The 17,926-nt window shown below is 38.9% G+C and carries 15 protein-coding genes; 7 read left to right on the top strand and 8 right to left on the bottom strand.

Annotation, left to right across the window (positions count from 1 at the left end; all coding sequences use genetic code 11):
• Positions 1–738 precede the first annotated feature (738 nt).
• Complete coding sequence (locus BCL90_RS18585) at positions 739–1,269, bottom strand: AAA family ATPase (protein WP_121285690.1); 531 nt, start codon at positions 1,267–1,269, stop codon at positions 739–741.
• Positions 1,270–1,704: 435 nt separating this feature from the next.
• Between BCL90_RS18585 and BCL90_RS18580 the strand changes: the two genes are divergently transcribed.
• Together BCL90_RS18580 and carB are read left to right on the top strand one after the other, a co-directional pair.
• Positions 1,705–2,022 (top strand): carboxypeptidase regulatory-like domain-containing protein, encoded by a 318-nt coding sequence (locus BCL90_RS18580; protein WP_121285688.1) that lies wholly within the window; start codon positions 1,705–1,707, stop codon positions 2,020–2,022.
• A gap of 208 nt (positions 2,023–2,230) precedes the next feature.
• Positions 2,231–5,068, top strand: coding sequence for a carbamoyl-phosphate synthase large subunit (gene carB, locus BCL90_RS18575; RefSeq protein ID WP_121285686.1), 2,838 nt, complete (start codon positions 2,231–2,233; stop codon positions 5,066–5,068).
• A 161-nt stretch (positions 5,069–5,229) separates the two neighbouring features.
• Here the strand turns inward: carB and BCL90_RS18570 are convergent, their stop codons facing one another.
• Both BCL90_RS18570 and BCL90_RS18565 read right to left on the bottom strand, forming a co-directional pair.
• Positions 5,230–6,537, bottom strand: a complete 1,308-nt coding sequence (locus BCL90_RS18570) for a M20/M25/M40 family metallo-hydrolase (protein WP_121285684.1) — start codon at positions 6,535–6,537, stop codon at positions 5,230–5,232.
• A gap of 191 nt (positions 6,538–6,728) precedes the next feature.
• Entirely contained in the window at positions 6,729–7,853 is a 1,125-nt protein-coding gene (locus tag BCL90_RS18565; protein ID WP_121285682.1) for a DUF4407 domain-containing protein, read from the bottom strand.
• 127 nt (positions 7,854–7,980) lie between these two features.
• On the opposite strand from BCL90_RS18565, the gene BCL90_RS18560 reads away from it, so the two are divergent.
• Positions 7,981–8,298, top strand: coding sequence for a rhodanese-like domain-containing protein (locus tag BCL90_RS18560; RefSeq protein ID WP_121285680.1), 318 nt, complete (start codon positions 7,981–7,983; stop codon positions 8,296–8,298).
• A gap of 160 nt (positions 8,299–8,458) precedes the next feature.
• A complete protein-coding gene (locus tag BCL90_RS18555) occupies positions 8,459–8,656 on the top strand; it encodes a DUF6358 family protein (protein ID WP_029277955.1) in 198 nt (65 codons plus the stop codon).
• A gap of 136 nt (positions 8,657–8,792) precedes the next feature.
• Here BCL90_RS18555 and BCL90_RS18550 read toward each other — a convergent pair whose 3' ends face one another.
• On the bottom strand, positions 8,793–9,824 hold the full coding sequence (locus BCL90_RS18550) for a dipeptide epimerase (RefSeq protein WP_121285678.1): 1,032 nt from the start codon (positions 9,822–9,824) through the stop codon (positions 8,793–8,795).
• Positions 9,825–9,903: 79 nt separating this feature from the next.
• On the opposite strand from BCL90_RS18550, the gene BCL90_RS18545 reads away from it, so the two are divergent.
• Together BCL90_RS18545 and BCL90_RS18540 are read left to right on the top strand one after the other, a co-directional pair.
• A complete protein-coding gene (locus tag BCL90_RS18545) occupies positions 9,904–11,040 on the top strand; it encodes a hypothetical protein (RefSeq protein WP_121285676.1) in 1,137 nt (378 codons plus the stop codon).
• A gap of 325 nt (positions 11,041–11,365) precedes the next feature.
• Positions 11,366–12,349: a hypothetical protein gene (locus BCL90_RS18540; RefSeq protein ID WP_121285674.1), complete on the top strand. Its 984-nt coding sequence runs from the start codon at positions 11,366–11,368 to the stop codon at positions 12,347–12,349.
• A gap of 643 nt (positions 12,350–12,992) precedes the next feature.
• Here BCL90_RS18540 and BCL90_RS18535 read toward each other — a convergent pair.
• The 3 genes from BCL90_RS18535 to BCL90_RS18525 are packed head-to-tail and all read right to left on the bottom strand — an operon-like array spanning position 12,993 to position 16,113.
• Positions 12,993–13,607, bottom strand: a complete 615-nt coding sequence (locus BCL90_RS18535; protein WP_121285672.1) for a rhomboid family intramembrane serine protease — start codon at positions 13,605–13,607, stop codon at positions 12,993–12,995.
• A gap of 6 nt (positions 13,608–13,613) precedes the next feature.
• Positions 13,614–15,353, bottom strand: coding sequence for a M14 family metallopeptidase (locus BCL90_RS18530; protein ID WP_121285670.1), 1,740 nt, complete (start codon positions 15,351–15,353; stop codon positions 13,614–13,616).
• Between the two features lie 31 nt (positions 15,354–15,384).
• Positions 15,385–16,113: a hypothetical protein gene (locus BCL90_RS18525; RefSeq protein WP_244094978.1), complete on the bottom strand. Its 729-nt coding sequence runs from the start codon at positions 16,111–16,113 to the stop codon at positions 15,385–15,387.
• Between the two features lie 59 nt (positions 16,114–16,172).
• On the opposite strand from BCL90_RS18525, the gene pepT reads away from it, so the two are divergent.
• Positions 16,173–17,426 (top strand): peptidase T, encoded by a 1,254-nt coding sequence (gene pepT / locus BCL90_RS18520; RefSeq protein WP_121285668.1) that lies wholly within the window; start codon positions 16,173–16,175, stop codon positions 17,424–17,426.
• 79 nt (positions 17,427–17,505) lie between these two features.
• Here the strand turns inward: pepT and BCL90_RS18515 are convergent, their stop codons facing one another.
• Positions 17,506–17,835: a hypothetical protein gene (locus BCL90_RS18515; RefSeq protein ID WP_121285666.1), complete on the bottom strand. Its 330-nt coding sequence runs from the start codon at positions 17,833–17,835 to the stop codon at positions 17,506–17,508.
• Positions 17,836–17,926 lie beyond the last annotated feature (91 nt).

Here is a 17,926-nt window from a genome sequence, read left to right as displayed (position 1 = left end):
TTCCCCGATTTCAGTTAAACTTCCATAACTCCAATCCCTACGCCGGCATTACCCGGATCAGGTGCATTCGAGGTTGATGGCTGGAGGGTTGTAAGGTTGATGGCATTACCCTCTACCTTTTTACCTTCTACCTCTTACCTCAAAATGGGTATGATCTCAGCCTGTTTTTGTGTTATTTAAACAAGGCACCCCTAATGATGCTGCAAATGTAGAAAATATTTGGTAATTCGTGCGATTCTGGCAACTTTCAATTCCAATTGATTAAAATCTACCGTTTATGCATTACTTATAAAGTTATTGGTTTTTATTTTAGAAAATGGGGGGGTTCTGCGTGTATAGGATTTACAGTCCCGCTTTCCCTCCTGCCAATTTGAAGGAAATCGGCATCCGTTCCAATCGGGTTTAGGTGGCCAAGCTGGCATCAATATTAGCGGATGATCACCTAACGTTCCTACGGAATGAAAACGCCAATTGTAAATTGGCTACCCGGCAGGCGTCCCGAAGGGACGGCCTGTGATTATTTTACCTCTCCCGTCTCATGGGGACGACTCCCAGGTAGAAAAAAAATGTTTTATTTTTTCGTTCCGTAGGAACGTTTCGTGTTTTAGGCAAACCCCAGTTCAATAAACCCGACAGTAGCGGCAGCCCCGAATTTTTCATGAGGGCTATAGCGTATGGCGGGACAACAGGCCGCCATGAACCACAAGCCATACTTTTCCAAAAAAATAATATCCTTTATTATCTCTTCAGGAAATCATCAATGGCTTTAATCGCATTCGCCAGCCTTTCATTACCCAGACCGCCAACTACTTTATAATTTGCATTCAATGCTTTCAGCTCCTTATGCCAAACCTGCATAAAATATTCGCGTTTCTCTGGAAAATCGCGCAGCGGATCGTCCTGCCAGGGCAAATCAATATCCATTAACAGATAAAGGTCGTATGGCTTCTTCGGTAGTGCATCCAATACAACCTGGGGTGTTTCACCAAGCACTTCATCGCTCCATATCTTTACCGTAATAAAAGTGGTATCGCAAATAATAAAATCACTTTCGGTAATCACCAAAACTGCGTCTTCTAAAGCTACCTGGCCGTAGTACATGTTCACTTCATCTTGTAGCGTATAATCGGCAACCAGGTTTTCGCAATAGTAGCGGGCATATTCAGGCACCCACGAAACTTTGTAGTATTTAGCCAGCAGCTGAGATATAGTAGATTTTCCCGTACTTTCCGGGCCAACAATAGCAATCTTTTTTATGTTCTTATTCACGATACGTTTTCTGAATACGGTCAAATGTAAAAGAAAAAGCCATAAAAGAAAAAATCCGGCTGAGGAGGGCTCCTCTAACCGGATAATAAACCAAACAAACTATTTATGAAGAAATCCTCATGGCGGGTAACTACTCCGCGGAGGAAGCTTTAGATCATTGTCTAAAGTATATACAAAACGCATATATGTTCTGCTTATTACAACATCATTGCCAATATTTCGATCATCACAACTTCGTGACGTAATTCTGACCAACAGGACTACTTTTGCGAAATTGTATTAACACTAATTAACATTTGTAGTAAAAATAAATATTTTCACTTTACACTCATGTATAATTTATAGTACAATCAGAAAAATAGTGTTCACTATTTAAAACTATATATACTAAACGCTGTTATGTATTTTAGACATTAAGCAAAAAATCATTATCCCATGAAAAAATTGTGTGTTGTATTATCTCTTCTTATTGTATTTGCTTTAGGCTCAATTGCCTTTACTCATATTAAATTAGGTGGAATCATCGGAAAAATTACGCCGGGAGATGCAGCTTCTACAGTTTCGCTTGTAGCAGAGAAAGACACCCTAAATGCACAGATTAATCAAGGTGTTTTTACTTTTACAAACCTTAAAGAAGGAGTTTATACGGTTGTGGTAAAAGCAAATGCGCCATATAAAGATGCAGTAATAGAAAAGGTTGCCGTAAAAGATAGCGCTACTACAGATTTAGGCGAAATTAAATTACAACAGTAACTCATTTCTCAAAAGAAAAATCTAAAAAGAGCGCTTAAATAGGGCTCTTTTTTATTTTAAAAAAAACGCCTTAAAATCATATCTAATGATGTATCTTTGCATCCCGACAGAACAGTTGGGATTTTTCTTCTTACAAGCATAATACCTTCTTGCTTCTTCACCTTCGGGTTCAACACTTTAGAATTTTAATTATTGTTTAAGCTTTATCATGCCTAAAGACACTTCCATACGCTCAGTACTGATTATCGGATCTGGACCAATTATTATTGGCCAAGCCTGTGAATTTGATTATTCAGGTTCGCAAGCGGCGCTTTCTTTAAAAGAAGAAGGGATTACCGTTTCTATTATCAACTCCAATCCGGCTACCATCATGACGGATAAGGTTATCGGCGACCATGTTTACCTGCGTCCGTTAAGCGTTGATTCAATAGAGGTTATTTTACAAGAGCATATCGACTCTGCAGATTTACCTAGAATTGATGCTGTACTTCCTACAATGGGAGGCCAAACCGCGCTAAACCTCTGTAAAGAAGCGGAAGAACGTAGTGTTTGGGAAAAATACGGTGTAAAAGTGGTTGGTGTAGATGTTGCAGCAATCGAAAAAACAGAAAACCGCGAAGCTTTCCGCCAGTTAATGGTTGATATCGGCGTAGGAGTTGCTGAATCGAAAATTGCCAACTCATTTTTAGAAGGTAAAGAAGCTGCACAAGAAATCGGTTATCCATTGGTAATCCGCCCTTCATATACTTTAGGTGGTTCTGGCGGTGGTTTTGTGCACAAAAAAGAAGAATTCGATGCTGCTTTAAAACGCGGCTTAGAAGCTTCGCCAACACACGAAGTATTGGTAGAGAAAGCTGTTTTAGGCTGGAAAGAATACGAGTTAGAGTTGTTGAGAGATAGCAATGATAACGTAATCATTATCTGTTCGATCGAAAACTTCGATCCGATGGGTATCCACACTGGAGATTCAATCACTGTTGCTCCGGCAATGACTTTGTCTGATCGTTGTTACCAGGATATGCGTAACCAGGCGATTAAAATGATGCGTGCAATCGGCAACTTTGCCGGCGGCTGTAATGTTCAGTTCTCGGTTAACCCGGCAAACGATGAAATCATCGCTATCGAAATTAACCCACGTGTATCGCGTTCATCAGCTTTGGCTAGTAAGGCAACCGGTTATCCGATTGCGAAAATTGCAGCTAAACTGGCCATTGGTTACAACCTGGATGAAATTGAAAATCAAATTACCAAAACGACTTCAGCATATTTCGAACCTACTTTAGATTACGTAATTGTTAAAGTACCGCGTTGGAACTTCGATAAATTTAAAGGTGCTAACAAAGAGCTTGGCCTGCAGATGAAATCAGTAGGCGAGGTAATGGCAATTGGCCGTACCTTTATCGAAGCACTACAAAAAGCTTGTCAGAGTTTAGAGATCAACCGCGCTGGTTTAGGTGCAGATGGCAGACAGGTACGCAATATTGAAGAGATCATGGACGGCCTGGAACATGCTTCATGGAACCGTTTATTCTTAATAAAAGACGCCATGACAATGGGTGTCCCTTTGGAATCTATCCGTAAGGTTACCAAAATTGATAAGTGGTTCTTAAACCAGATTCAGGAACTAGTATTGCTTGAAACTGAATTAAAAAGATATTCACTAAACAATATCCCTCAGGATTTCTTTGTAACACTTAAACAAAAAGGATTCTCCGATATCCAGATCGCCTGGTTGTTGGGCAATGTTACGGAAGATGAAGTTTACGACCGCCGTAAAGCTTTAGGTATAAACAGGGTGTATAAAATGGTTGATACCTGCGCTGCTGAGTTTCCGGCCAAAACACCATATTATTACTCTACTTTCGAAGAAGAGAATGAATCAAAACCATCAGACAGGAAAAAAGTAATTGTCTTGGGTTCAGGCCCTAACCGTATTGGCCAGGGTATCGAATTCGATTATTCATGTGTACACGGTTTATTGGCTGCCAAAGAATCGGGTTTCGAAGCAATCATGGTTAACTGTAACCCTGAAACGGTATCTACCGACTTTAACATGGCCGATAAATTATACTTCGAGCCTGTTTTCTGGGAACACGTTCGTGAAATTATCGAGCTGGAAAAACCTGAAGGTGTAATTGTTCAGTTAGGTGGTCAAACCGCGCTGAAAATGGCAGAAAAATTAACTGAAAAAGGCATCAAAATTATCGGAACATCTTTCGAGAACATGGATATTGCCGAAGACCGCGGCCGTTTCTCTGACCTATTGAAAGAATTAAACATCCCTTATCCAAAATATGGTGTTGCAGAAAATGCCGAAGAGGCAATTGTTGTTGCAAATGAGGTAGGTTATCCGGTATTGGTCCGTCCGAGTTATGTGTTGGGTGGACAAGGTATGAGCATTGTAATTAACGATGAAGACCTTGAAAAAGCGGTAGTAAAATTATTGGGAGACTTACCGGGCAACCGCGTATTGATCGATCACTTTTTAGATAGGGCAGAAGAAGCAGAATCCGATTCAATTTCTGATGGTGATGATGTACACATTGTGGGTATGATGGAGCACATCGAGCCTGCAGGTATCCACTCAGGAGATTCTTTCGCAGTATTACCTACATTCAGCTTATCCGAAACGGTAACTAAAGCAATGGAAGAATACTCCATTAAAATTGCAAAAGCATTAGATGTACGAGGTTTACTGAACATCCAGTTTGCTATTAAAGATGAGAAAGTATATGTAATCGAGGCGAATCCCAGGGCATCGCGTACGGTTCCATTCATCGCAAAAGCTTACGATGTTCCATATATTAATATCGCGGCTAAAATTATGTTAGGCGTAGCAAAGCTGAAAGATTTTACTATCGTTCGTAAACTTAAAGGTTACGCCATTAAAGAACCGGTTTTCTCTTATGAGAAATTCCCGGAGGTAGCGAAAGAATTAGGTCCTGAAATGAAATCTACAGGTGAGGCCATCCGTTTCATCAAAGATTTAGAAGATCCTTACTTCCGCAAGCTTTACAAAGATAAATCAATGTATTTGAGTAAGTAATCTGCTTACAAAGGTTATAAAATAGCAATGGCCAGTGAAAAAATCACTGGCCATTTTTGTTTCGTCATCTCGACTGAAATGCAGCGAAATGGAGAGATCTTTTAACTGGTGTAAAAGATTTCTCCACTTCGGTCGAAATGACGATCTGGATTAAACCTCGGTTATTGTTTCAACTTCGGAATCCTGGTTGGTGTATCTGTTCCGTTTACAATGCTGGTTGCGCTCTTAGCAATTGCTCTAATAGTAGAAAGGATATTCTCTACATCTAAAGAACTGTATTCGTCCTTCACGCTGTGGTACAATTTATCAATATCAATTTTATCGGTACTGATGGTATGTGCCGGTACGCCCAAAGCAGCTAAAGTTGCATTATCGCTTCTATAAAATAAGTTTTGATCCGGATAGGGATCCGGATGGAAAGTAAATTCAGTTCCTGCTAAGTTTTTCTGTAAAATCTTCCCAAAATCAGATCTTTCGTAACCGGTAATAAATGCGGTGTTTTTTCCAAACTTAGAATCTTTGCCGATCATTTCGATATTGAACATGGCTATAACATCATCAGGATTTAGTTTTTCTGAGAAATATCTTGCGCCAAAACCACCAATTTCTTCAGCAGTAAAAGCAACAAAGATCAAGGTACGTTCGTTATTTTTTTGTGCTTTATAATATTTCGCCAGGGCAATCATGGCCGTTGTGCCCGATGCATCATCATCGGCTCCATTGGCAATACTATCGCCATCTACCGGTTTTAAGAAACCCAGATGATCATAATGACCCGAGAAAATTACAATTTCTTTCGCTTTTGATTTACCTGGAATTACGCCTGCTACATTGAACAATGGCATTTTGGTTACTTTACTTCTAATAGTGGCCGAAAAATCCGTTGCCGCATCTTTACCTAAAACAAAAACCTGTACAGCGCCGTTGGTTGCATTTACATCTTTTTCATCAATAGTAGTTGGTTTGCTGAAATGATCTTTATAACGGTTAAAAAGATCAGCAAACTTATTGTCGACTAAAACGATCTGGTTTTTATCAGTATTCAGCATGGCCCTGAACTGCTCTACAAAAGGCTTTTCAGGATCTAATTTAACAACAGTGGTGTTGGATTTATCAAGCGTAACGCTTTCTGTGGTAACGCCGGTAACCATTATATTTTCTGGTGCAATTTCCTGTCCGTCTATTTTAACGCTGGTACTTTGGTTAGCAACCTGGTATTTGTTAAAAGTTTGGCGGAAAGTTTTTTCACCAACCAAAGGCTGCAAACCGATCTTTTTAAATTCAGATTCAATAAAAGTAGCGGCTTTATCAATCCCTGGCGTAAAGGTTGCACGCCCCTGCATATCATCAGCACTTAAGGTTTTAATCAGGTGATCGGTATATTCGCGAGTGATGATTTTATCAATGTTTTGCGCTTTAAGCTGCAAACTTGCCATCCCGACAAGGGTAAAGAGGAATATTTTCTTCATATAATAAGTTATAGAGGTGTGAATTTAGGATTTTTGGTTGATAATTCTGAGGTTTTGTAGTTGATAGTTTATTGGTTCATGGTCTGGTTGCTCATGGTTAATAGCCTAATGGTTTATAGTGTAATCGCTTTTGGCCATGATCTATCTAACTATGAACCATTCGCTACCTCTTCCATTAGCCATCTTCCATGCTATTCTCCGTCCCAATCGTATTTTTCGAGGTCGCGGTATGCTTTTCCTTTTAATATTTCTTTCTTCTTTGACGACTCGGAATCAACCCGCGTTTCGTGAATATTATCGGCCACCTCAAAATGAAAATCCTTATCCTTTTTCGAATGGTAGATGGATACCTCGTCTCCATCCGCTATTGCGTAGTCATAAGGTCCTCGGGCACTCATCAGTTTTACAAACACAGGTAAACATTCAAAAAAGATAAACAGCAGCCCGATAAAAGTAACCGCAATTGCGGTATTGTTATCCCGGGTGCCATCCACATTGAATTTAAGTTGCCCCAACGCCCAGTTACGATCAGCAAAACCAGCAATATCCGATAAACTGTCTAACTGTTTTTTGGTGTATAGCTTTTCGGTAAACAGACCATCAAATTCTTTGCGTTTATCTACAAAACCTTCCGATTTATTGATGTTGGCTTTCAGCGAATCTAATTCTGCCGTGCGTTGTGCAATCTCCGCTTCCTTACGTTTGGCGTATGGCCCATAGCCCATTACACCCGATGTTTCGGTGGTTTTATTTCCGAAGATCTCGAAATTAAGCTTTTGCCTATCCGCTTTAATTCCTTTCTCAAGTGAATCCCGGGTGGCTTTCTGCTGATTTAACCTGCCAAATTCTACCTGATATTTTTTTTCGAAGGCTTTGTTCAAGGTGTCGATTTTAGCACGTTGACCATTCAGGTAACTCACCTTTAGGCGTTCTTTAATTTCTTTATCGAAAATTTTAAGTTCTATCGGTCTCGAAATAACCATACCGATCATAATGGCCAACAGAATACGTGGTGTAGCCTGTAATAACTGTTTATTGGTGCTGGCGCTTTTATTAATGCTCGATACAATGTAGCGGTCCATATTAAAGATGGCTGCTCCCCATAAAAAGCCGAAAACTATAGCGAAAACCACAGCCAGATCGTCGCCTTTAAATACAAAATACATCGCATAGCCTCCAGAAAGGGCAGCAAATAAGCCTGTAAAAAAGATGGTGGCACCAATGCCAGTATATTTATTTTGTTCTGAAGGATACTTTTCCAGTGTCGGGATATGAGCGCCAGAGCAGAACCAAAAGAAACGGTTCAGTTTGTCCATTTATAACTGTTTATAATTAAACGCCTAAGGGTTAAAGTTGTTACAGTTTCAGACAAAATTTATAGCTTTTTTTTGATAGGAACCGTAAAATTGATTTTCCTATATTTGCATAAATACATTTTATAAAATGAAAGAAATATCGGTACAAGAACTAAAAGAGAAAATCGATAACAAAGAAGATTTTCAATTAATTGATGTTCGTGAAACATTCGAATACGAGGTTTCCAATCTTGAAGGTGAGAATATCCCTTTGGGTGGAATTTTAATTGAGGCTGATAAGGTTTCGAAAGATAAGCCGGTAATTATTCAATGCCGTAGCGGAAAAAGAAGCGCAGCAGCAGTAATGCAGCTGGAGCAACAATACGGATTTGATAATCTTTATAACTTAAAAGGCGGTATTTTAGCCTGGCAAGAGGCTTTTGATCCGAGCATGCCGGTTTACTAAGCTTCATAAATACATAAATAACCAATAACTAAATCCCAATTATCAAACTTTGCAGATCGCGAGTTAAGCTTTGATTTTTTTGCTCGGCACACTGTTTGATAATTGGTGATTGTAAATTGGTCATTAAAAATAAATTCTCTTACACAACAATCCTCAAACAGTGGGTAAAAAATTTGCTTTAAATATCTTCTATAACTTAGCCATTATCCTTTCTATTTTCGGATTGGTTTGGTGTTATAACAATGCTAAGTATCTTCCAGCTGGTTTTTTGGTAGGTACAACGGCCTGTTTGTTTTACTTTAAATACCAACTTACTAAAGACATCAGAAAAAGCTTTAAAGAAAAAGATCAGAAGTAGCAATCTAATGATAGAATGAGCGAGTTTTGAATGATTGAATATTAAGGCATAACGCCTATCCAAAATTCATCTACCTTATCTCGCTCAGGATCCTCAATCATTCTACAATCCTGTCATTCATCATTTCTACTCTACCTTAAAGAAAAAGATCAGGAGTAATGCCTGCTAAGCCTAAACCTGGCAGATTTTTTAAGATATACTTCCCGTCTTCGAAAGCTGGATCAGTAAATGGGTTATTTTTGGTCAGCCATGGCCCATCTAAATCGGCCCAATTGCATAAAGGAGCCAAAGCAGCGGCAGCCAAAGTGGCGCAACTCGTTTCGCTCATGCAACCGATCAACACTTTCATCCCAAAAGAACGGGCTTTCAAAATCATCTGATGCCCTTCGTACATGCCACAGCTTTTCATTAGTTTTACGTTAATGCCATGATAAGCCCCTTTCAGTTTATCCATGTCGGCTAAGCGCTGTACGGCTTCATCTGCAAGTAATGGAATAGGGCTACGCTCAGTTAACCAGGCATTCCCATCAAGGTTATTTTTATCCATAGGTTGCTCAATCAACACCACACCCTGGTTATGCAGCCAATAAATTAAATCAATCGCTTTTATCTTATCTGTCCAGCCCTGGTTCGCATCTACATATAAGGGTACATTGGTCATGCTCCTAATGGTTTCGATAATTTCCTGATCGTTATCCCTCCCCAGTTTAACCTTAATCACTTTAAACGCTTCCGCATCTTTCAGTTTTTCGCGGATTACTTCAGGCGTATCAATGCCAATGGTATAAGAAGTTACCGGCATGTTAGCAGGATCTGCGCCGTAAATTTCATAACAGGGTTTATTTAACAATTTCCCTTTAATATCGTTAAGCGCAATATCTATCGCCGCTTTAATGGCTGGCTGACCTGGAGCAAGGCTGTCCAAATAGCTAATAATTTCTTTGAAATCGAATGGATATCGGATTTTTTCCCAATCTACAAGCTGCAGAAAAGCTGTTGCACTTTCGTAGCTCTCTCCCATATAAGGCACCATAGAAGCCTCACCATAACCAGTCACACCTTCATGCGCTATCTTTAACAACATTAAGGGTGTACTGGTACGGGTAAATTTCGAAATCGAAAAAGGATGTTTTAATTCTAATTCAAATTGCCTGCAACTAATCTTCATTATCAATCGTCTTCTAAATAAATAAGGTAATTATCGCTTTACAAATTATCTTTGTTTTATTAACGCAACTACTACTGCCATGAAAAACAATTCAAGATTACGGTATTTTATTTATTTATCCTTAATAATTATTGGAGGATGTACCACCGGAAAAAATGCCTTACAAAAAGGTGATTATGATGCTTCGGTTGAAAAATCGGTAAGCAGGCTACAAAATTCACCGAAAAACAGCGAAGCCATGCAAGTGTTAAAAACGGCTTACGATTTAGCACTAAAGGATCATTTAAGAAAAATTGAAGAGGCAAAAGCATCTAACGACCTTTTTAGATGGGAATCGGTGATGTATGATTATCAAAAAATCAATCAATTGGCTGATGATATCAATAGTTGTCCGGCCTGTTTAACGGTTGTTCCAGGTCCAGCAAAATACATCAATGAGCTTGCTGATAGTAAGTATAATGCTGCCGGAGCCAGATATAATTCTGGTTTAGGTTATTTAAGAGAAAACAACCGTCAATCGGCAAAAAAAGCCTATTACGAGTTTGAGAAAACACAGAATCTTCAGCCAAACTATAAAGATGTAAAAGCCAAAATGGAAGATGCTTATTGGGCCGCAGTAACCAGGGTTGTGGTACAACCGATTATTGTAAACAGCAATATGTACAAATTAAGCAGCGATTATTTTCAGCAGCAGATCGATCAGTTTATCGGGAATTACTCGAGAAATAAGTTTGTGATATTTTATGGCGAAACACAGGCAACAGATCAAAAAATTGTTCCCGATCAGGTCTTGAGTTTAAACTTTGACGATTTTGTGGTAGGCCAGACCTATGTAAAAGAAAGAGTAGAAAAGTTGAAACGCGACAGTGTGGTAATCGGCGAAACACGCGATAAAAAAACCATTTATGGTACAGTAAAAGCCACTTTAAGTATTTTCGAAAAGAATATCTCATCATCAGGATTATTGGATATGAGCATTACAGATTGGAAAACAAAAAAATTGGTTCGTCAACAGAAATTCCCTGGTACCTATATTTGGAGAGATAGTTGGGCCAGTTATAAGGGCGATGACAGGGCCTTGAGTAAACAACAATTGGCCATTACCAGAAGAAAAGAAACACTACCACCCCCGCCAAGTGCCTTATTTTTAGAATTTACCAAACCAATTTATACGCAGTTGGTTGACGATATCAGTTATTATTACAACAACTATTAGCTTAACTGCCCCCAATGTTATTAAGTTAAGGGTTTTAGCCACAGATGAGCACAGATAAACACGGATTTACATATCTGTGTACATCCTTACTATCTGTGGTTAAATTATTTTCTTATGCTTAATGGCACATTGCTCAGCCCTCCTTGAAAAGGAGGAAGCTAAAACCTATTTCTATTTAATGAACTTCTTTACGCACTACCTTTGCATCCCTCTCCTGCAGGAGAGGGAGAAATTGGACATTGCGATACCATTCGCGTAAATAGGGTGAGAGTGGTTGTAATCCCTGCGTTAAAATAAAACATCATTGCTTAGCCCTAAAAATATAATGGCTAATATTGCAGTAATGAACACTGGCTTATACAATCCTTTCCAAAACTTCGATTTTTTATATAAAACCTGCTTTTTAAGCGGAAAAACTTTCAATTCTCCTGTAATTCAGGTGCCTTTGCTTCCCAAGTGGTTATTGGAGCAGGCAGGCTTGAGCGGTGAAGAGCAGATCCAGTTTTTGGATGAGAGTATCCGTTCGTACAATACCCTGGTTATCCCGATAAATACTGAGATAAACGAGCAGTTTTTAAATCCTTTGGAAGATAAAATCGAAGCTGCATTTGCAAAAGGCTACGATGCCGTTTCTGCATTGCCTGAACTGGATCTTTTCAACTGGATCGGAAAGTTTTTATATGGCTTTGTGTATATCGAAATGCATTCAGCTTTACGGAAAGAAATGACTGCTGATGGCTTAAACATGTCGCAATCTTTGATGATGAAATTTGCCAATCTGAATTTCATGATGCAGAACCTATATACCAGCCTGGAGTTTGAAGATTTTTCACCATGGTCTATCACGGTAGTAAAACTCGAAAACGGAGAAACACCATTCAGTTTCCGTGATGAGATTAATACTTTAACTTTCTCGCTAAAAATGAAAGATTTTGGCATCATTGCCTGTTTACAGGACAATGGCACCAATAAACGCTATCACCAGGATCTCATCAACGAAATAAAAGGCAAAGCTTTAACTGCCGAGCAGTTTGAAGAGCTGAGCGCCCGCTTTTATTATTCAGCCTATCTGTTTAACCGTTTACCAGAATATACTTTTATGCCGGTTGAAGGCACCACCTATATCGAAGCCATGCCTTTACGTGGAAACATGACTAAACCGCTTTTTGATGTTTGGCAACATAAAGTATATGCGCAGGTATTGGAAAACTTCTGGAAACCCTGGGGTTATGTGGTATTCGAGATCATTAAAAATCCTGAAGAACCAATGAGTTTCTTCGAAAAGCCGAATTTGCCTACGGCAGGATGATTTTTTGAGTTTCGTCATACCCAGCTTGACTAGGTATCTTAAAGCGAAAAAACATATAGCATTTTGCATTAGGATTCCCGTTTTCACCTATCGTGTGGACACATCTTTTGGTTTGGGTTTCTATACGTTTTGCTAGCTTGCTTTAATAAATTTACAGGTTTTACCGAAGAACGCCGTCAATCCCAAGGGCCAGAGAAATCAAAAAAACAGGTGTAGGACAGAACAAATAGTACTGCCAAACCTAAACGCAGTGGTTTTGTGTTCTTAAACGCTAATTTAATTTTAAAGAAATATTGAACACAAACCCCGAAGGGCTCAATCAGACTAAAGAAAATACAGACAACAACTGATTAAACGAAGTGCCGCTGATTTTTTGATGTGTGTAGGGTTGTGCAAAAGGCCCATTGCTAGATTGACAAAGCGCTTTGGGTACTTTGGCGCTCCAAAATGCGCAGCATTCTTGAGCACAGCTAAAACCAACAGCAACTGCGAAAAACTACCATGCCCCCGCGGCATAGAGCGGAAAAGACAATGTTTATGTATTAACTTGAGTTCGATTAATAATGTGGCTTTGAACTTATTCTTTAGGTATTTTAGTATTAGTGTCATCACCCACGGGAATGACGATTCTTTCTAATGAATACTATCTCCCTCCTGTTAACATCGTAATAAAGTTCTGCAAGATCCCCGGAACAAAGATAATCGTAAAAATCAATCCGGTTAGGGCTCCGAAGAAGTGTGCATCGTGGTTGATATGATCTCGTGAATTACGTGAAGCATAAGCACAATAAATTAAATACAAAATCCCAAAAACTACAGCTGGAATCCCGATCGGGATAAACATAATGTAAATTTTAGACATTGGATTAAACAAAATATAGCTGAAAAGTACAGCACTAATTGCTCCTGATGCACCAAGGCTATTGTAGTTAAAATGATCTTTATGTTTAAAAACGGTGGGCAAATCACTCAGCACCAATCCTAAAAAATACAATAATCCAAACTGCCAGCTCCCCATTAAACTTTCCAATGTAAAGGCGAAAGCATAAAAGGTAAACATATTAAAAAACAAGTGCATCCAATCTGCATGCACAAGCCCGCTGGTAATCAGGGTGTAAACATTCTGCCCTTTAGAAACACTAAAAGGATGCAGCATAAACTTTCCGTAAAGGGAGTGATCATAGAAAGCGTATAGGCTGGTAATAATGGTAAAAACAAAAATTATTGAAGCAACTGGTGCGATATTGAAGTATTCCATTTTGGGTTATTTTAAATCAAGTTTTACGTCCGTAACCAAACGGGCTACCGGATATCTATTGTGTGTTTTTTCGTAATAATCAGAATTTTTATACACAAAATCAAGTTGTGCAGCCGCGTTCTTTGCAAATTCGGCGTCTGAAGCTTTTTTCGCTTCGAGTTTATTTTTTAAATCAGGATTATTTTTGAGCAGTTCTGTGGCCGTATCTTCAAAAACATACGCCGAATAGTGCTCTTTCATATCCAAAATAGAATCGAAAAAATTCCAGTTGAAATAAGAATCTGTAGCCTGAGGTTCTAAAGTTTCTATAATATACCGATTAGTTGGCTGATTTACATAAACCACATAATCGCCGGTGTAGTATTGCAGTTTCTGAGGAATGGTATTCACTTTTACACCGGAGTGCAGGTAATGACCTTCATACGGGCGCGTTCCGGTTTTAAAATCACCGATATAATAATTGTCTACCGCAATTTTCTGGTCGCTTTTTAATTCCCTGAGTTTAACTTGATTTAGCTTAAGCAGGGCAATAACGCGATCCCAGGCTTTCGGAATAACGTAGGCAACAGGTTTTTGAACAGATAATGCAGGTTCAAACTTGTTCCATTCTTTAATGGTTTTGGTGTAAGGCTTGCTGCTATCATAGTATAAACGATCAGCGCCGCTTACCGTGCTGGGCTTTTGTCCGGCCTCAAAGCCCTTAAAGGTCAAATCGTTTACCCCGGTCTTATTCAACTTCCATTCTAAAGGAAATTCCTTTTGTGCAGCTACAAATTCATCAGCCTTTCGCTTATTCTCTCCAATAATTCTGGCATCTCGTTCTACAACCTGAATATAGGTTTGCAAAAGCTTATAAGTGGCATCCACACGCAAATCGTATGATTTTAACATGTGTGTTTCGGGCATAAAACCGATGGTATTGTGCAGCGTGGTATACCCGGTAGAATAACGTGGAGGATCTATAAAACCTGTTATTCCGCTTTCCGGCGTTTCGCCTATTGAGTTTACATAAGGAATCATCGGATAACCAAGCTTTTCCATACCAGTATATAGATCAGGCACCAGTGTTTTAGTCAAATAATCAGAAAGTATAGGGTTTAGCTTATCTTTTTGTGTTGGGATAAGCGTCATCACATATTGATAATCGGCACCATTGCTGGTGTGGGTGTCTACAAATATTTCGGGCTGCCAGGTGTTAAAAATGAGTTGAAATGTTGCCGAATTTTTCGAATCAGTTTTAATGAAATCACGGTTCAGATCGAGATTCTTACTATTCCCTCTAAAGCCATAAGTAACCGGACCGTTCTGGTTAGCCCTGGATGTTCCGCTACGGTTAAAACTGCCATCTATATTGTAGATGGGAATGATGCAAATCACTACATCTTTTGGCAATTTACGAGCTTTAAGGAGATCGCGGGCCAACATCATTGAGGCATCAATTCCTTCTGGTTCGCCCGGATGGATTCCATTATTGATCAACAACACCCTTTTGTTGCTTTTCCTGATCAGTGCCGGATCGAAAACCTGATCATCTGACAATACCAATACGTGTAAAGGTTTTCCAAAATCAGTATGCCCATAGGAAAATAGTTTGGCTTCGGGATAAGCTTTAGCCAGGTTTTCGTAATAAGATATTGCTTCGGTATATGTTGTAGTTTCGATTTTCCCGCTTAATTCGAAAGGTGTTTTTTGTGCCGCAGCTTTTAACCCGATGGATAGCAAACAAAACACAAAAAATTTTCTCATGCCTTAAATCTAAGAAATTGAAATCATGTAATTAAAGTGTTTTACTATAATTTTTAACACCACCCAACATGTATTTAAAACCTATGGTGTAGGCGCTATAGACATCGGGTGAGAAGTTTTTAAATCTTTGCCTCGAATCGTCATAACCATCCAGACCTTCGCCTATAGTATAGTTCAATTGTGAATTGATATTGATGACATACCGCATGTAACCGTATCCATCGTTAATGTAATAGTTAAATCCTAAGTTTAAAGGCACCAATAACTCCAAGGTCTTATCTTCTCCCAAAAAAGGGCCATAACCTGGGTTAGCGGCCCAAAGTGGTTTATACCTTACAATATCGGTAATGTTATTGTTAATCGCCCCTATACCTAAACCCAGATACAAGCCTCTTATTTTGTATAAAAACTCACTTTTATCGTAGTTCACCACCTCGCCAAGCATCAGCTTTACATTGGCAGTAATTGCTGTATATTTGTTTACAAACTGACGGTTGTTCGGGTCGGTTCGTATATTTCCTCCTTTGATCATGCCATACTGTCCCTCTAAACCCAAGGTTAGAAAGGGCGTGAAATGATAATCTAATACACCATAGGCAGTATATCCAATACCTCCTTTATTTACATCGGTAAAAGATTTGTTTATTCCTCCTCCAAAACCATACGACATTTTAAAATAGTAGGATTGGGCAAAAGCAAAACCACCTGTAAAAACAAGCAAAAAGGTTATGAAGGTAGCTTTCAGTAAATTAAAAATCATATCGTTTTTTTGCAAAAATAATATGATTATTGGATATCTATAACTTTTACCTTTGAATTATGAGCACATACAACAACTTTAACAAATCGCTTGAGCAGAGGTTTATAAAATATGCAAAGATTGATACCCAATCTGATCCAAATTCTCCCACCTGTCCATCAACCCTAAAACAGAAGAACCTGGGCAAAGTGTTGGTTCAGGAATTGTTAGAAATAGGCATTTCTGACGCCGAAATGGACGATAATGGCTATGTGTATGGTACAATCCCATCTAACACCAATAAGCAGTTACCAGTAATTTTCTTCTGTTCACATATGGATACCTCGCCTGATTGTAGCGGTGAAAATGTTAAACCGATTATTCATGAAAATTATCAGGGACAAGACTTAATTCTGCCAGATGATCACCATATTGTTATCAAGATTTCTGAACACAAAGATCTGAAACATCAGATTGGAAATGATATTATTACCGCTAGTGGCACAACTTTATTGGGCGCTGATAATAAAGCTGGACTAGCAGAAATTATGGAAGCGGCAGCCTTTTTAATGAAAAACCAAGAGGTAAAACACGGAACCATCAAACTTCTTTTTACACCAGATGAAGAAATAGGCAGGGGTGTAGACAAAGCTGATTTAAAGAAATTAGGTGCCGATTTTGGTTATACAATAGATGGAGAAACACTGGGCTCTATTGAAGATGAAACTTTTTCTGCGGATGGTGCCACCCTTAAGGTTTATGGCGTAAGTACACACCCAGGCTTTGCAAAAGGAAAAATGGAAAGCGCCATAAAAATCCTCGCTGAAATTTTAGATTCGCTGCCAAAAAATACACTTACACCAGAAGCTACACACCAAAAGGAAGGATTTATCCATCCTGTAAGTATGAACGGACAGGTAGAAGAGGCAGAAGCACAGTTTATCATCAGGGATTTTACCGATGAGAAACTAGCCGCGCATGGCCAATTTTTGGAAGAAACTGTAAATAAAGTAATGGCGAACTATCCAAAATCTACCTACAAGCTTAATATTAAAGCACAATACCGCAATATGAAACAGATTTTAGATCAGCATCCTAAAATTGTGCAATATGGCATTGAAGCCATTGAAAGAACTGGCGTGGTTGCCAAACAACAAAGTATCCGTGGTGGAACAGATGGCTCGCGACTTTCATTTATGGGCTTACCTTGCCCCAATATCTTTGCCGGCGAACATGCCTTTCATAGTAAACAAGAATGGGTAAGCGTACAGGATATGGAAAAAGCTGTACAAACCATTATTAATATTGCGTGTATTTGGGAAGAGAAAGAATAAGTCCTAAGTCTTGAGTCAGTAGTCTTGAGTCTAATCATCGATTAATAAGGACTTATGACTATTGACTTTGGACTCAAGACTAATAAGAAGCTTGTCCAATATCTAACCTCGCTATTTTTCCTTCTTTGTTTACCTGAAATTTAAAGCAGGTTTTAAAATCGCCCCATTGGTCGGAGTGAAAATGACCATATACTTCCAAACCATTGTTTTCAACTTTATCTATACTGGTAAAACGCTCATGCCCCAGTGCTTTCCTGAAGAAATTATTAAATTTCATCTGGTTCCCGTCATCATAAAAGGCAACTTCGGCAGCAAATAAAGAAAACCACGTTTTCTCGTCGCCTTTTTGCAACGCAATAATCGCAGCCTTTACTTTTACATTTGATAATTTAGTTAAATCTATCGCCATAGGTTCTGATCTTGTTTTGAGGGAAAGTAAATTTGAGGATAATAAAACAAACGGGTATTCAGCTTAAGCTTTAAGCAGTGATCAAAATTAA

Source organism: Pedobacter alluvionis (assembly GCF_003664035.1).
GTDB lineage: Bacteria > Bacteroidota > Bacteroidia > Sphingobacteriales > Sphingobacteriaceae > Pedobacter > Pedobacter alluvionis.
The sequence above is the reverse complement of the archived record's forward strand: the minus strand, read 5'-3'. Positions and strand labels throughout refer to the sequence as shown.

Bases quoted from the DNA above. Each gene is read 5' to 3' on its own strand.
- BCL90_RS18580 (WP_121285688.1), top strand. From the start codon at position 1,705: ATGAAAAAATTGTGTGTTGTATTATCTCTTCTTATTGTATTTGCTTTA.
- carB (WP_121285686.1), top strand. From the start codon at position 2,231: ATGCCTAAAGACACTTCCATACGCTCAGTACTGATTATCGGATCTGGA.
- BCL90_RS18570 (WP_121285684.1), bottom strand. From the start codon at position 6,537: ATGAAGAAAATATTCCTCTTTACCCTTGTCGGGATGGCAAGTTTGCAG.
- BCL90_RS18565 (WP_121285682.1), bottom strand. From the start codon at position 7,853: ATGGACAAACTGAACCGTTTCTTTTGGTTCTGCTCTGGCGCTCATATC.
- BCL90_RS18560 (WP_121285680.1), top strand. From the start codon at position 7,981: ATGAAAGAAATATCGGTACAAGAACTAAAAGAGAAAATCGATAACAAA.
- BCL90_RS18550 (WP_121285678.1), bottom strand. From the start codon at position 9,824: ATGAAGATTAGTTGCAGGCAATTTGAATTAGAATTAAAACATCCTTTT.
- BCL90_RS18545 (WP_121285676.1), top strand. From the start codon at position 9,904: ATGAAAAACAATTCAAGATTACGGTATTTTATTTATTTATCCTTAATA.
- BCL90_RS18540 (WP_121285674.1), top strand. From the start codon at position 11,366: ATGGCTAATATTGCAGTAATGAACACTGGCTTATACAATCCTTTCCAA.
- BCL90_RS18535 (WP_121285672.1), bottom strand. From the start codon at position 13,607: ATGGAATACTTCAATATCGCACCAGTTGCTTCAATAATTTTTGTTTTT.
- BCL90_RS18530 (WP_121285670.1), bottom strand. From the start codon at position 15,353: ATGAGAAAATTTTTTGTGTTTTGTTTGCTATCCATCGGGTTAAAAGCT.
- BCL90_RS18525 (WP_244094978.1), bottom strand. From the start codon at position 16,113: ATGATTTTTAATTTACTGAAAGCTACCTTCATAACCTTTTTGCTTGTT.
- pepT (WP_121285668.1), top strand. From the start codon at position 16,173: ATGAGCACATACAACAACTTTAACAAATCGCTTGAGCAGAGGTTTATA.
- BCL90_RS18515 (WP_121285666.1), bottom strand. From the start codon at position 17,835: ATGGCGATAGATTTAACTAAATTATCAAATGTAAAAGTAAAGGCTGCG.